18 protein-coding genes and 2 pseudogenes are annotated in these 13,542 nt (G+C 35.7%); all 20 read left to right on the top strand.

Annotation, left to right across the window (positions count from 1 at the left end; translation table 11 throughout):
- The coding region (locus tag C0V77_RS22475) for an RHS repeat-associated core domain-containing protein (protein WP_304529210.1) at nt 1–851 on the top strand (851 nt) is incomplete at its 5' end.
- Nucleotides 852–869: 18 nt separating this feature from the next.
- On the top strand, nt 870–1,406 hold the full coding sequence (locus C0V77_RS22470) for a hypothetical protein (RefSeq protein WP_101728645.1): 537 nt from the start codon (nt 870–872) through the stop codon (nt 1,404–1,406).
- Between the two features lie 225 nt (nt 1,407–1,631).
- Nucleotides 1,632–2,420, top strand: a complete 789-nt coding sequence (locus C0V77_RS22465; RefSeq protein ID WP_158237998.1) for an RHS repeat domain-containing protein — start codon at nt 1,632–1,634, stop codon at nt 2,418–2,420.
- The gene (locus tag C0V77_RS22460) at nt 2,417–2,695 is read left to right on the top strand and encodes a hypothetical protein (protein WP_101728643.1); all 279 of its coding nucleotides are present in this window, start codon (nt 2,417–2,419) and stop codon (nt 2,693–2,695) included. Before C0V77_RS22465 ends, C0V77_RS22460 begins: the two co-directional genes overlap by 4 nt.
- Nucleotides 2,696–2,831: 136 nt before the next feature.
- Nucleotides 2,832–3,725: pseudogene (locus C0V77_RS22455) on the top strand (hypothetical protein); the annotation flags it as partial.
- A 1-nt stretch (nt 3,726) separates the two neighbouring features.
- A complete protein-coding gene (locus C0V77_RS22450) occupies nt 3,727–4,086 on the top strand; it encodes a DUF1493 family protein (protein ID WP_158237997.1) in 360 nt (119 codons plus the stop codon).
- A gap of 144 nt (nt 4,087–4,230) precedes the next feature.
- On the top strand, nt 4,231–4,986 hold the full coding sequence (locus C0V77_RS22445) for a GH-E family nuclease (RefSeq protein ID WP_101728640.1): 756 nt from the start codon (nt 4,231–4,233) through the stop codon (nt 4,984–4,986).
- A 2-nt stretch (nt 4,987–4,988) separates the two neighbouring features.
- Complete coding sequence (locus C0V77_RS22440) at nt 4,989–5,549, top strand: suppressor of fused domain protein (protein WP_158237996.1); 561 nt, start codon at nt 4,989–4,991, stop codon at nt 5,547–5,549.
- 83 nt (nt 5,550–5,632) lie between these two features.
- Complete coding sequence (locus C0V77_RS22435) at nt 5,633–6,559, top strand: hypothetical protein (protein ID WP_101728638.1); 927 nt, start codon at nt 5,633–5,635, stop codon at nt 6,557–6,559.
- 21 nt (nt 6,560–6,580) lie between these two features.
- A complete protein-coding gene (locus tag C0V77_RS22430) occupies nt 6,581–7,321 on the top strand; it encodes an RHS repeat-associated core domain-containing protein (protein WP_158237995.1) in 741 nt (246 codons plus the stop codon).
- On the top strand, nt 7,318–7,623 hold the full coding sequence (locus C0V77_RS22425) for a hypothetical protein (protein WP_143706165.1): 306 nt from the start codon (nt 7,318–7,320) through the stop codon (nt 7,621–7,623). Before C0V77_RS22430 ends, C0V77_RS22425 begins: the two co-directional genes overlap by 4 nt.
- 8 nt (nt 7,624–7,631) lie before the next feature.
- Complete coding sequence (locus C0V77_RS22420; RefSeq protein ID WP_101728635.1) at nt 7,632–8,168, top strand: DUF6939 family protein; 537 nt, start codon at nt 7,632–7,634, stop codon at nt 8,166–8,168.
- A gap of 250 nt (nt 8,169–8,418) precedes the next feature.
- Nucleotides 8,419–9,168 carry an RHS repeat domain-containing protein gene (locus C0V77_RS22415; RefSeq protein WP_158237994.1) on the top strand — a complete coding sequence of 250 codons (750 nt, stop codon included), beginning with the start codon at nt 8,419–8,421 and terminating at the stop codon, nt 9,166–9,168.
- A 70-nt stretch (nt 9,169–9,238) separates the two neighbouring features.
- Nucleotides 9,239–9,514, top strand: coding sequence for a hypothetical protein (locus C0V77_RS22410; RefSeq protein ID WP_101728633.1), 276 nt, complete (start codon nt 9,239–9,241; stop codon nt 9,512–9,514).
- Nucleotides 9,515–9,673: 159 nt separating this feature from the next.
- Nucleotides 9,674–10,588, top strand: a pseudogene (locus C0V77_RS22405) (RHS repeat-associated core domain-containing protein); the annotation flags it as partial.
- Nucleotides 10,585–11,055 carry an Imm26 family immunity protein gene (locus C0V77_RS22400; RefSeq protein ID WP_101728631.1) on the top strand — a complete coding sequence of 157 codons (471 nt, stop codon included), beginning with the start codon at nt 10,585–10,587 and terminating at the stop codon, nt 11,053–11,055. The pseudogene C0V77_RS22405 and the gene C0V77_RS22400, both read left to right, overlap by 4 nt.
- Before the next feature lie 171 nt (nt 11,056–11,226).
- Nucleotides 11,227–11,856 carry an RHS repeat-associated core domain-containing protein gene (locus C0V77_RS22395; protein ID WP_101728630.1) on the top strand — a complete coding sequence of 210 codons (630 nt, stop codon included), beginning with the start codon at nt 11,227–11,229 and terminating at the stop codon, nt 11,854–11,856.
- Nucleotides 11,857–12,037: 181 nt separating this feature from the next.
- Complete coding sequence (locus tag C0V77_RS22390) at nt 12,038–12,451, top strand: hypothetical protein (RefSeq protein WP_101728629.1); 414 nt, start codon at nt 12,038–12,040, stop codon at nt 12,449–12,451.
- A 38-nt stretch (nt 12,452–12,489) separates the two neighbouring features.
- A complete protein-coding gene (locus C0V77_RS22385; RefSeq protein ID WP_101728628.1) occupies nt 12,490–13,032 on the top strand; it encodes a hypothetical protein in 543 nt (180 codons plus the stop codon).
- Nucleotides 13,033–13,274: 242 nt separating this feature from the next.
- The gene (locus tag C0V77_RS22380) at nt 13,275–13,484 is read left to right on the top strand and encodes a transposase (protein ID WP_143706163.1); all 210 of its coding nucleotides are present in this window, start codon (nt 13,275–13,277) and stop codon (nt 13,482–13,484) included.
- Nucleotides 13,485–13,542 lie beyond the last annotated feature (58 nt).

Genomic DNA, 13,542 nt, shown 5'->3' with positions numbered 1-13,542 from the left:
CCGCTCCTAACTTACCTTTATTCGAATATCAAATTAAAGTAAAGGAAAGTACGTTTAATTTGCGAAGAATTAGCTTTGGTGCAAGGACTTATAATGCGAGTATAGGGCGGTTTGATGGGGTGAATCCGTTGGCGGATAAGATGAGAAGGTACAGCCCTTATACTTATTCGTTTAATAACCCTCTAAGGTTTATTGACCCTGATGGGATGGCTTCAGAAGATTTTACTTATTCTGATGGCTATAGTAATATGAGTGTTAGGAATAGTACAGGGAGTATTACTGTTAATGGTAAAGTTGATGTTGGGGACGATGATGACAAACCTAAGCCACAGGGCATAAAACAGACGCAAGAGCAAATTGTCAATACTGCAAATTCATTTGATAAATCAACAAAGTATGCTGCTAAGACAAGTATTGATGATTTCGGAATTAATACAACTAAATGTAACAAATTTGTATGTGATGTATTAGAAAAAGCAGGTGTTGATATGCCCAAACCTAATGGAAATTGGTTAAAGAGAATTTTAGGGTTTGGTTCTCCAATCACCGCTGGCCAATGGGCAAACCCTAACTATAAAATAGATGGTTGGGAAATAGTAAATTCTCCGCAAGCAGGAGACATTGTTGCACTTAAAGGGGATTTCCGTAATGCAACAGGACATGTTGCAATAATGATTTCAGAAAGAGAGGCTATTGGAGCAGGGACTTATGAGGTTCATAAAAATGATTTTGGATATAGTCCTCATCATTTTGCGGATTTTCCTCGTAATAATGGTTATGTTTATAGGAGATATGTGGGTAAGAGTAGCTTTTCATTTTCAGAGTATTACAAAAATAACCCGGTACATTAAAAAATACTTTTAAATAAAATGAAGACAAAATTCATAATAATCGGTATAATAGTATTGATTATATTATCATACCTGTATCTGACACATTGCTATAATAAATTACCAGAATTATTAAATTACCGGATTTATAGCAATAATGGTAAGGTTATCCCCGCTAAATTATACAAAAGAGTAACTAAGACTTTAATAAATAATAAAACTGAATACGTTGAAGAAGTAATAATATGTTTTGACGATTCTCTTATTAATAATAAGTTAAATCGTTTTGGAGAAGATGAATTATTTAAATTTCTCGTAATTGTGCCAAAATTTAAGATGATTGGATTTGTAGAAAATCCAGGTTCATTTAAAATAAAAGATAAATATATTTGTCAAGTTGATGATAAGGCAGATATGTTTACTTCCATAATTAATAATCACACCATTTTCAAAAATCCGCCAATAACCCAAAGCACTTTTTCTGAAAAGGGAGTAGTATTCAATTCTTATGGGATACTAAAAAACTTTGGAAGTGAGATTTATGTTGAATATGATTTAAAAAGTGTCTTACCCTGAAATAAGTTGACTACTTCAAGTATGCGTATTTAGCTTAAGGCCATCCAATAGATTATTTATTGGATGGTCTTTTTTAATATATTACCCATCTTAGCAGCACCCATAAGGTCTTTCAAACAAACAACTCTGCACGCACCCAGACTTCTAAAATTTAATTAAAATAGGCGCATTTGCAATTAATTTGAGTTTTTAAATCGGGAAAAAGAAGGTACATTTAATCTGAATTTGATTCGATTAGGAGCAAGAGGATATAACCCGACGATTGGACGTTTTGACAGAGTTGACCCGGTAATTGAAGGACAAGAGCAGCTTAGTTTGTATCATTATTCTTTCAATAATCCTGTCCGTTTTTCTGATGCTGATGGATTAATGGGTGAAAGTTGTTGCCAAAAGGTCATTGATTTTGTGGCTGGTGCAACTCTGAGATTTATTGATAATAACTCACCTGTACCAACTTCACTGGATGGTGGTGGATATAGAGGTAGTGCGTATGAAAATGGCAGGAAGTTTGGAGATGGTTTATCACTTCTAAGTGGTGGGGCTCAGGTAGTGACAGGGGGATTAATGGCTCTTGGCGCAGGCGGCTTAGAAATTGCTTCAGGGGGTACTGCTTCTCCAATGGCTATACCTTTGGGGATGGTGGCATTTGCCACTGCGGGGAATGGAGCTAATACTATTTCTAAGGCGCTAGGTAATTTAAATTCTGAGGGTGCTAAAAATAGCGGAGGAAATGAGAAGTCTAACCCTTACTCCAAAATGGGTGATAAACAATTGCAAAGCTCGAAATCAACCTACGAAAAATTAATTAAAGAGCATAAAGAAAAATTATCAGATTTCAAGTCTAACCCAATGGAAAAAAGTAACCCTGAAAAGTTAAAACAAGCCAAGAAAGGAGGAGCAGAAGCTGTAAAGAAATTTTTACAAGGCAGAGTGGATGCCTTAAATAAGCAAATAAATAAACAAGAAGGAGAACTTAAAAAAATTAATAGCGAGATTAAAACAAGAAATTTATGATTAATATTAGCAAAAATGAATTGGTGTTATTCTTGAATAAAATTATTGATTTTATTCCTGATAAAATAAACATTTCAGAAGATAATTACTGGCTAATTGGAAGTGATACTTGGACTGACTTTAGTAAAGAAAGTTCTCCAGATGTTGGTTCGCTGAGGGATGACTGGTATTTTCTTTTACAGTTGATAAATGAAAACCGGGAAGTATCAAGTTCTGATTTGGATCGGCTATCTTCAATTTTTAGAGCAATAAGTCAGGAGATAAATCCAATTTAATAAGTCTTGAGTAAACCAACTGTTTTGGTTACAAATATTTACATTAAGGCCACCCAATGAAGTATTCATTGGATGGCCTTTTTAATCATCAGTTAAATGAATTGATCACTAAGCCAACCCTACCCCAACCAAATTTGAATATCAAAATAAAGAAAAGGAAAGTAGGTTTAATTTGCGAAGAATTAGCTTTGGCGCAAGGACTTATAATGCGAGTATAGGGCGGTTTGATGGGGTGGATCCTGTTACTGACGAACAAGAATCTTGGACTCCTTACCACTTTACCTATAGCAGTCCTTTAAATTATGTCGATTTATTGGGTTTAAGTCCAAGTCGTATTGAAGGTGATAATAGAATTGCAGTTTGCCCAACCTGTCCTAATGACCCCAAATATGATGAATTTAGAAAGAGCGAGTCGCTTTTTACATATGATAAACAGACTGGGATAGTAGTAAATGGCAATGGACAAGGGCCAACGATTTATGGTAGACGAACATCTTATGACTATAGTGGTTTAATATATGGATCAGGCCAAGCTCTAAATTACTTAGGGGATAATAAAATCTCCACAAGGGGCAAATTTAGTGGTGCAACACCAGGTACATCTATTGCTTCAAAATACCTTAGACCCAAATTAGGAGATACTCCTAAATGGTTAAGAACCAAATTGCCTAAAAGAATAGGAATTATGGGTTACAGTTATCCAATAAGGTCAACAAAATTGGGAGGAGTTATAGCAAGAACAACCCCTCTGTTAGGCAGGGGGATAATTGGTATTAACGCAGGAATGTCTATTTACAAAATTGCTACGGCCGAAAATAAAACTGAAGCTTTATTTGTAGAAGGAGGTGGTTGGGCAGGTGCATGGGCCTCAGCGACAGCAACAGGTACAGCACTTACAGCGTCAGGTATTGATTTTGCCGGACCTTGGGGTTGGGTTGCACACGGCGTAATTACTATTGGCGCTGGAATAGGAGGATTTTACGGAGGAAAAGAAGCAGGGCAAGCCGTCTATGATAAAACAAATGAATAACATGGAATTAACCTTAAATAATCTTAAATTTTTTCTAAAGGAAAAATTTCCTTACGAAGATTTATTTAATGATGAAACAATAATTAGAGATGGAACCAGAATTTGTCCTATTGATGGTGATGATGTAATTTGTTTGTTCGAAGATTTATCAAAAGAATTTCATGTCAGTTTTGAAGAATTCGATTTTCAGAAATATTTTTTAGAGGAATCTGAACTTAATACTTTTACTTGGCGACATCTATTAAAGCTAAAAAAACAACGAATACCTGAAGAAGAGTTAACTATAAAAATGCTTTTTGAATTTATGGGCAACAATAAAAAAAACACCCTATGGGATATTTTTTATCCGGAAATAAACTGACTAATTTAAGTACGAATATTTAGTTTAAGGCCATCCAATAAATTATTCATTGGGTGTTTTTTTTATTTATGAAATGATGATTAAACCACCCCTGCCCCAACCTTTTCTGAATATCAAAATAAAGAAAAGGAAAGTACGTTTAATTTGCGAAGAATCAGCTTTGGCGCAAGGACTTATAATGCGAGTATAGGGAAATTTGATGGGGTGGATGTGTTGGCGGAGAAGTATTTTGCTTGGTCCCCGTATCACTTTACATACAACAACCCATTAGATAACATTGACCCTGATGGTAGAAGTATCTGGACGAAAGTAGCCAAAGCGGTAGTAAAAGTTGGCAAAGTAGTAGCTAAAGAGGGTGTTGTTAGCCTTAAAAAGGGTGCGACTTGGGCTGATGCAGTTAGCGATATTGTAGATAATGGCAAAACCGTATTAGATGATAAAGCTAGTACTGGAGACCGAGTTATCGCCGGATTAAGCCTATTATCAGAAGCATTACCTTTGAGCATTGGGGATGTAAAAGATGTCTATAAAGGTGGCAAAAAATTACTAGGTGCTGTTGATGGTGCAAAGGACATTACAAAACGCCCAAGTTCTTTTAGAAAAAAGACAGTGGTAGATAATTGGAATCGTGCATCAAATGGTTCCAAGCCGAACACCAAAAAATGCCCCACTTGCGATAAAGATGTTGAGGGTAATCCTAATAATGGTGAGAGACGTGATGGTAAAGACGGTTGGGACGTTTCTCATAATCCATCTTGGTCAAAAAGAAAAATGCCACCTGGCGCTACTCGCAATGATGCTTTGGATGAGTATAATAGAGGCACTGAATTAGAATGTAGAAGTTGCAATAGAAGTCGAGGTAACAAAGATGAAAAAAATCCAAGAAATCAAAATCCATGAACATGATTGAACATATTGAAACCTATTTAGGTGAAATTACTACTAGCTTTCTATTAAAGAATGACAAAATAAGTATACAGGCTTTAGAATTTCAGAATACCCCATTTCCGGATGTAACTACTTACTTAACATTAGGAGTTAGTAAATTTGATTTACATCGAAATCCTGAATATAAATTCAAGCAAGAGTACCTTTTTGCCGCTCATAAATCATTTGATAGATCTGAAATTGCTTCAATGTTATTAACTTTTTCAGAATCAATTATTGAAAAAGGAATCGCATTGCTGAGGGGTGAAGTTATTGGCGAAAAACCTCTAATTTCAAATGTAAGAGCGAATTCATTATATGTTTCAATGCCCGTCTTTTGGGAAGATGATTTTTATACCTTTAATGGCTCCACACCCCCAACTATTTTTGTTTGGTTGATGCCTATAATGAGTGAAGAATACCATTTTGTAAAATCAAATGGTTGGAATGCCTTTGAAGACAAATTAGAAATGGTGGAATGTGATTTTTGGGATTTGAATAGAAAGCCTATTTTTAACGGTCTTGCTGAGGGTTAAACTATACGTTTTTTCGTTAAATAATGCATTGAACTTTGAGTACGATTATTAACTCTAAGGCCATCCAATAGATTATAGATTGGTTGGCCTTTTCTTATTGTTTAGTTCATTTAAGAGGGCAACTACGGGGCATTAATCTGGATGGTTCGGGTAACCCTGTCCCCAATGCCAGCCAGGGCGATTTGTTTAGCTATAAGCTGGATTACGAAACAGCCGGGTATTATGATGGCAACATCGGCAAGCAATACTGGCAGGCCAGTAACAACAATGCTCCGTCGGGGCTGCGCACTTATACCTTCAGCTATGACAACATCTCGCGCCTCAAATCGGCCACTTACACTGGTATCGGCTCTGAAAGCTATGGGGTATCGGCCATTAATTACGACAGAAACGGTAACATTACCAGCATGCAGCGGAATGGCAAGCTAAGCAGCACCACCTATGGGCCGATGGACAACCTGACTTACACTTACGCTGGCAACCGTTTGCTGAGAGTGGAAGATGCCGTAACAGGTAATTATGAGGTTGATTTTGTGAACCGCAACTCAGGAACAGACGACTACACCTATTATGCCAACGGCGCTTTGAAAGCTGATAAGAATGAGGACATCACAGATATTATTTACAGCACTTTTGTTAATCAGCCAATTGAAATTCAGCTGACGGGTGGCCGATGGATAAAGAACTTCTATGATGGTGCCGGGCGATTGTACAAAACGAGTTATTCTACCGGTGAATACTGGGAGTATCTGGACGGGATGGTTTTCAAGAACGGCGCTTTTTATCAGCTGGCAACCCCTGAAGGCAGGGCGAATTACCAAAGTGGCGCCTGGTCTTATGAGTATTTCATAACTGACCACCTGGGTAACACCCGTGTCGCCTACAAAGCCAACGGTACCGCCCTTACCAAGACCTCTGAAACAGCCTTTGACCCTTGGGGGGTGGTGTTAAATGGAATAAATCAAATAAATTCTTATCAGAATAGATTTGAGTTTTTAAATCGGGAATAAGAAGGTACATTTAATCTGAATTTGATTCGATTAGGAGCAAGAGGATATAACCCGACGATTGGACGTTTTGATAGAACAGACCCAGTAGTAGCTGAACAGGAGGAGTATAGTACATATCAGTATGGATGGAATAACCCGGTTTTGAGGAGCGACCCTAATGGAGATTGCCCCCTATGTTTGACAGCTCTTGCTGGTGCTGCTGGCGGCGCAGCTTTTGAATATGGCTCACAAGTTGTTGGCAATTTATTCGAAGGCAAAAGTATAAAAGAGTCATTTACTAATATAGATGCCACTGCTGTTGGCAAGGCAGCCGTAGCGGGGGCAATAACTGGAGCTGGTGGAGGATTATTGCTTAAAGGAGGAGCAAAAATTGTAAGTAAAATTTTAGATAAAGCTGACGACTCAGGTAGATACGTTTACAGAGCGCTCTCTAAAACGGATGATATTACTGAAGGATTAAGTGCAAGAAGTCCTGGTACACCTACTAAACCAATTAGTCATGTTGCAGGAAAAAAAGAGTCTCAATGGATTTCAACTACTAAAGATAAAGCTACAGCAGTAGAAAAGTACAATAAAGAAGGCAATGGTGTAGTTAAAATAGACCTTAAGAAAGTTAAAACAGAAGTCAAAGATATATCTGGGGGGATTGATAAAGGTGGAAGAATGTCGAATTATGCCAAAAAGGACAAAGAAGTGTTAATAAAAGATTATATACCAGCGAAAGCTATAGAGTGGGCAGTTAAACCAACGGTAAAACAATGAACAATAATTTGCAAGCAATTTCATCAGCTTGGGAAATGGATGGATTTCTCGGGCTTCTAAGAGACCAGATTCTTAGTTTTGAAAAAGGGAACAGTTTTCTTTTAAATTTGAAAGAAATAGATTTTGATGATACAGAATCCATAGATAAGGAATATGTTCGTAATCTTTGGTATATACCAATTTTTATGGAATGGAAGAGTTTAAATTTAAAAGATATCTTAGCATCTGATGATTATAAACGCTTTGTAAATCTAAAATCTGAAATCTTGAATGAATTGGAAAGAATCTTAGATGTACCTTAATTATTAAAATGATTTATTTAGATAACAAAAGGGCTTCCATCAAAACGATTTTGCAAAAATATCCAGACGCTTTACTTTTGGATGTTACATCAAAATCAAAAACTGATTATGTAAAATTTAGCCCTTTCTATCCACATGGTGGTATCCCAATCCCTTTTTCAGAAATCACTTCATTTTCAGTTGAGGGAATTTGGCAAGGTCTAAAAGTCTTTGAAAATCAGGATATAGATGTTTCAAAATTTTCAAATGTTACGATGAAAAACTTAAAACGAAGTGGCAAATATCTTGGTCGTGTTTTAGGCCATCGTAACGGGGTGAATGGCAAAGAGATTTTAAATTATATAAATGCAAGGAAACAAATTTACTTACCTAGCTATGAGTATATCTTAAAGTCAAAAATGCAAAAAGAAATTGAGGAAATTATAAAAATTTCTCAAAACAGAAATATTGTTTTACTTGATTATAATACAAACTCTGATATTGAAAATACAAAATCTCCTCTTTCCCATGCTTCGCTTATAATAAAGCACATCTTAGCTATGTGAAACAAGGCTTCTTTGTTATCTAATAATAATGTGATAAATTTAAGTTTGAAATTTAGCTTAAGGCCATCCAATAGGTTATTTATTGGATGGCCTTTTTTAATATATTATCCATCTTAGCAGCACCCATAAGGTCTTTCAAACAAACAACTCTGCACGCACCCAGACCTCCAAAACTTCTATTGAAATTGGTGTATTTGCAATTGATTTGAGTTTTTAAATCGGGAAAAAAGAAAGTACATTTAATCTGAATTTGATTCGATTAGGAGCGAGAGGTTATAATCCAACGATTGGACGTTTTGATAGAGTTGACCCGGTAATTGAGGAACAAGAGCAGCTTAATTTGTACCATTATTCTTTCAATAACCCTGTCCGTTTTTCTGATGCTGATGGATTAATGGGTGAGAGTTGTTGCCAAAAGGTCATAGATTTTGTGGCTGGTGCAACTCTGAGATTTATTGATAATAACTCACCTGTACCAACTTCACTGGATGGTGTTGGATATAGAGGTAGTGCGTATGAAAATGGCAGGAAGTTTGGAGATGGTTTATCACTTCTAAGTGGTGGGGCTCAGGTAGTGGCAGGGGGATTAATGGCTCTTGGTGCAGGCGGCTTAGAAATTGCTTCTGGTGGTATTGCTTCTCCAATGGCTATACCTTTGGGGATGGTGGCACTTGCAACTGCGGGGAATGGAGCTAATACTATTTCTAAGGCGCTAGGTAATTTAAATTCACAAGGGAAAAACAATACAGGGGATAACAAAAAAAGTAATGTTTCTTCAGGAAATAAAAATAGCGCTCATGCTAATCAAAAAGCAAGAGAAGTTGCAAAAGAAAAATATGAGAAGGTAAAAAAAGAATACGATGCGGCAAAATCAAAGGCAAATAAAACACCCGAAGATAAAGAATTAGAGAAAAAATTAGAAAAACAGTTTAAACACGAGAAACAAAAAATGGATAATATTGGTGAAAACCATAGTAGGAAAGCAAAAGGAAGCAATTAACTTAAAATAAAGTACACATTATTTTAAATATTCAAATTACTTTTAAGCTCAGATAAATTCAAAATAAAAAATGAACACCTACACATTTATAATGGAATTCAGAGGTGGCACATATATAAGTCAAATTAATGCAAACAATCTTAAAGAAGGACTAATTGACTGGTGCAAAAACCTGGATGTTAGTGAAATAAAATACCTTGGAGAAAAAAACAAAGGTGAATTATTAAGTATTATTGATTCGGAAATACCTACTCCAATAAATACGGTTATAAATGTGTGGCATTTTAGTATAGGGATTAAAGCTGGCTTCCTTATGGTCAACATTGTTAAAACCGATGTTACTTAAATCTGTTATGTCCAAATTCTATTTAAATTATCTTATGTTTAACAAATTTAAATAAGAGCATTTAGTCCCAGGCCATCCAATAAATTATTCATTGGGTGGTTTTTTTATTAATGAAATGATGATTAAACCACCCCTGCCCCAACCTTTTCTGAATATCAAAATAAAGAAAAGGAAAGTACGTTTAATTTGCGGAGAATTAGCTTTGGCGCTAGAACTTATAATGCGAGTATAGGTAGGTTTGATGGGGTGGATGAGTTGGCGGAAATATCAGAAAGTTTTTCTCATTTTGTATATGCTAATAATAATCCATTAAGATTTGTTGACCCTGATGGGATGGCTTCAGAAGATTTTACTTATTCTGATGGCTTTGGTACTTTGAGTGCAAGGAATACTACGGGTTCAGTTGGTTTTATTGGCTCATATAATACCACAGACGATGATAAAAATAAAGACAAAAGTAAAGAAAACAAATCTATAGCGCTACCTATTGGCGTAACCGGTGGAACAACGCTTAGTGGTACTTTATCCAGAGGTTTATCTACTGGAACAACGCTTAGCGGTACTTTAACCAGAGCTCTGCCTGCTGCTGCCGGAGCTGGCGCTGTTGATGGACCTTTACCAGTTGGAGTTGCAATAGGGGTTGGTATATTAGTAGGAGTTGCCGCTGATTATTACCGTAGAAACCTTAATAACAAGGTGTATGTTACTTATACTAAAACTAATTTCAGAACTGGACAAGTTTATGTAGGGAGAACAAGTGGCAATGGAAATAAGTTACCTCAGCAAGTTGTTAAGGAAAGAGATTATGGACACAAATACTGGGATAATTTAGGTTTTGGGCCTGCTCGAGTTGACCGCTTTTTATATGGTAGCGTTAGTACATTGCCAGTAGGAATATCAGAAGCTATAACTATATCAGCATATAGTGCTATCAGAGGTAGAGAGCAAAATTTATATGATTATTTTAATAGTAAAGGATTGGTTGCGAATAGGATTTTACCTATAGGTCCTTACAATCCTTTCAGGAGTATGTACTTAAAATCATCAGCATTTGTATTTGGAAAAATAAAATGAAAAGACAAAGAGAAACACCAGGCTCTATTTTTAGCATAAAAATAGACGAAAAAAACTATTCCTTTGGTAGAATACTTAATGGAGGTAGTGCAGAATTTTATGATTACAAAAGCGATTCTGAAGAAGTCGATATTAATTTTTTAATAGAGCAAAAGGTTATATTTTACGCTATTGTATTTAGTCACGCCATTACAAAAGGCAGATGGCACATTATTGGTAAAACCGTATTAGGAGACAATTATAAAAACTTTCCTAAATATTATCTTCCTGATGTTGCAGATGAAAATTACTATCGAATCATGGATAATTTCGGGATTCACGATTCTACCAAAGAAGCATGTCGAGGGCTTGAGTTGGGGTATATCTGGGAACCCCAATCAATTGAACAACGATTGGTTGATTATTATAATAATGAAGTGAATGAGGAATATAATTATTTCAAAACACTCCATGAAATTAAGGATTGATACGATTGTCTCGTCCTGAAATAAGTTGACAAATTTAGGTACGAGTATTTAGTATAAGGCCATCCAATAAATTATTCATTGGGTGGCCTTTTTATTAATGAAATGATGATTACCCCCCCTGCTCCACCCTTTTCTGAATATCAAAATAAATAAAAGGAAAGTACGTTTAATTTGCGAAGAATTAGCTTTGGCGCAAGGACTTATAATGCGAGTATCGGGAGGTTTGATGGGGTGGATCCGTTGGCGAGTATTGCTGGGAGATTTTCACCTTACACGTATGGTAATAATAATCCATTAAGATTTGTTGATTCTGATGGAATGGAGTCAGAGGATTTTACTTATTCTGATGGCTATGGTACTTTGAGTGCAAGGAATACTACGGGTTCAGTTGGTTTTAGTGGAGCTTATAAAACTAATGGACAAGAGGGTTGTCCACCTAATTGTGGGGGGTATGGTGGTGGAAATCCAAGCACACCTTACAAAGCTGGCACTCATTTTAAACCAGTCTCTCAACAAAATGCAACTATAAAACAAGGAAAATTAGATAATTTTACCCCAGAGGAGAAAGCTGCGCATTTAGGAGTTGACATGGGGAGCACTGTTGAAGGAGGAGCCGGTTTATTAAAAGGAGGTGCTTCTCTTTTAAAGAATGAATCTAAATTTATTAAATCAACTAAAGCCGCTAAGAAAGTAACTGTTGTAGGAGAAGGTATGGCAAGGGTTGAAGCTGCTGCATCAAAAATACCAGAGGCAAAGATTTTGAACGATATGCAAAATTCACAGGTACTCCGGACCAAGTAACAAGCCAAATGATGACATTTAATCGACAATGGATATTAGAACAAATGAGAAGTGGTAGACCAATTTTAGATATTGGACGAGATTTGAATAGAGTAAATCCAAGTATTTTTTATCAAATGGAACAAAATATGATGAAGAATTATTTAAAGCAACATCCTAATTCATTACCAATAATTAAGCCATGATAGAAGGAGAAAAATATATTGAAGATGTAAAGGCGTATTTCAACTACCTTATTACTGAGTTCGGTTTTAGAATTTTAAACATAAAAATAAGGGGTAATGCTTTCTATGATTTACAATACTCAGATAGTAATCGTATTGTATCCATATCTTACGAAAACATTGAAAACTATTTGCAAGTTATTATTTTCACGCTAAAAAATGGAGAATTGCCAGATTATGATGACAAGAGCAAAACATTACATTTAAATAGACTTAATGCCCAAGTAAAGTCAAGTATTGATAGAGATGAAATCGGGTTAAACAATGAGTATTTTGTGAAATTCAACCCGAAAACTGAAATAGAAAAGCAGTTGTTAAAATCAGCAAAAGAATTACGTTTGTGCTTAAAGCATTTTAACGATATGCAGTAAAAGCGAACGCCCTGAATTTCGGGGCGTTTTGCTTTTACGTGCTAATTATTGAAAGTTTATCTTTCAAACGCTTTTGGGACATTGTCTTAAGAGACTTAGAACTAGCTAATTCTCCCCGAACAAATTTGAATATCAAAATAAAGAAAAGGAAAGTACGTTTAATTTGCGAAGAATCAGCTTTGGTGCAAGAACTTTTGATTATAGAAAGAGACCAACTAAATAATATGAAAAAGATAACTGTAGTTTTCTTAATTGCATTAACCAGTTGTAGAATTGGGAATAATTGCTCTGAATACAATTCTACTTTAAAAGCCCAGGAATTTAACATTAAGATTGATTCCCTATGGCAAGATGGTCCAAATAGGATGTGGGTATTTGAAAATGCAAAAGAGAAAAAAAAATTTATGGATGACGGTGTCTATGAATTGTATCGTAAGACTAACAAAGGTGATAGGATAGTTAAAAAGAAAAATACTTTAAGCATTACACTTTATAAAAATGACAGTAAAGATTCTGTAGAGGTTTTTAGCTTTGAATGTAAAAATGGTACTATTTATTACAATGGAATGTTAACCGATTAAGAAGCTAATACTAATGGGGTTTAGTTAGGTGGATCCGTTGGCGGAAATATCAGAAAGTTTTTCTCATTTTGTATATGCTGTCTCATCCTGGATTAAGTTGACCAATTCAAGTACGAGTATTTAGTATTATAAGAGGCTGTCTAAAAAGGTCTAAAAATAGGAATCCCCGGTCAAAAAAGACGCGGGGATTTTTCTTTGTTCCTCTAAAAAGTGTTATCTTAGAGGTGCAACACAAAGAGAAGATGAAGATACATTTTAAATCGTTACCGGCCAATAAATTAAGTCTTTTTCCGGAAGATATATTTTCCAGAATACCACAGAATCACCCGGTTCGCCTAGTGAACGAAGTAGTTGACGGACTGGATATAAGCATGCTTGTTTCCCAATACAAAGGAGGGGGAACCAGCAGCTACCTGAGATGGTTCATTAAATCGGCACACTTATTTGCATAAATTTTGCAAACATGGGAGATTCAAAAAAGCTGATGAGTCGTCGTAGTTACGATGCTGA

This window comes from Emticicia sp. TH156, assembly GCF_002855535.1.
In the GTDB taxonomy this organism is placed as follows: domain Bacteria; phylum Bacteroidota; class Bacteroidia; order Cytophagales; family Spirosomataceae; genus Emticicia; species Emticicia fluvialis.
This window is presented reverse-complemented; position numbering and strand designations above follow the sequence as displayed.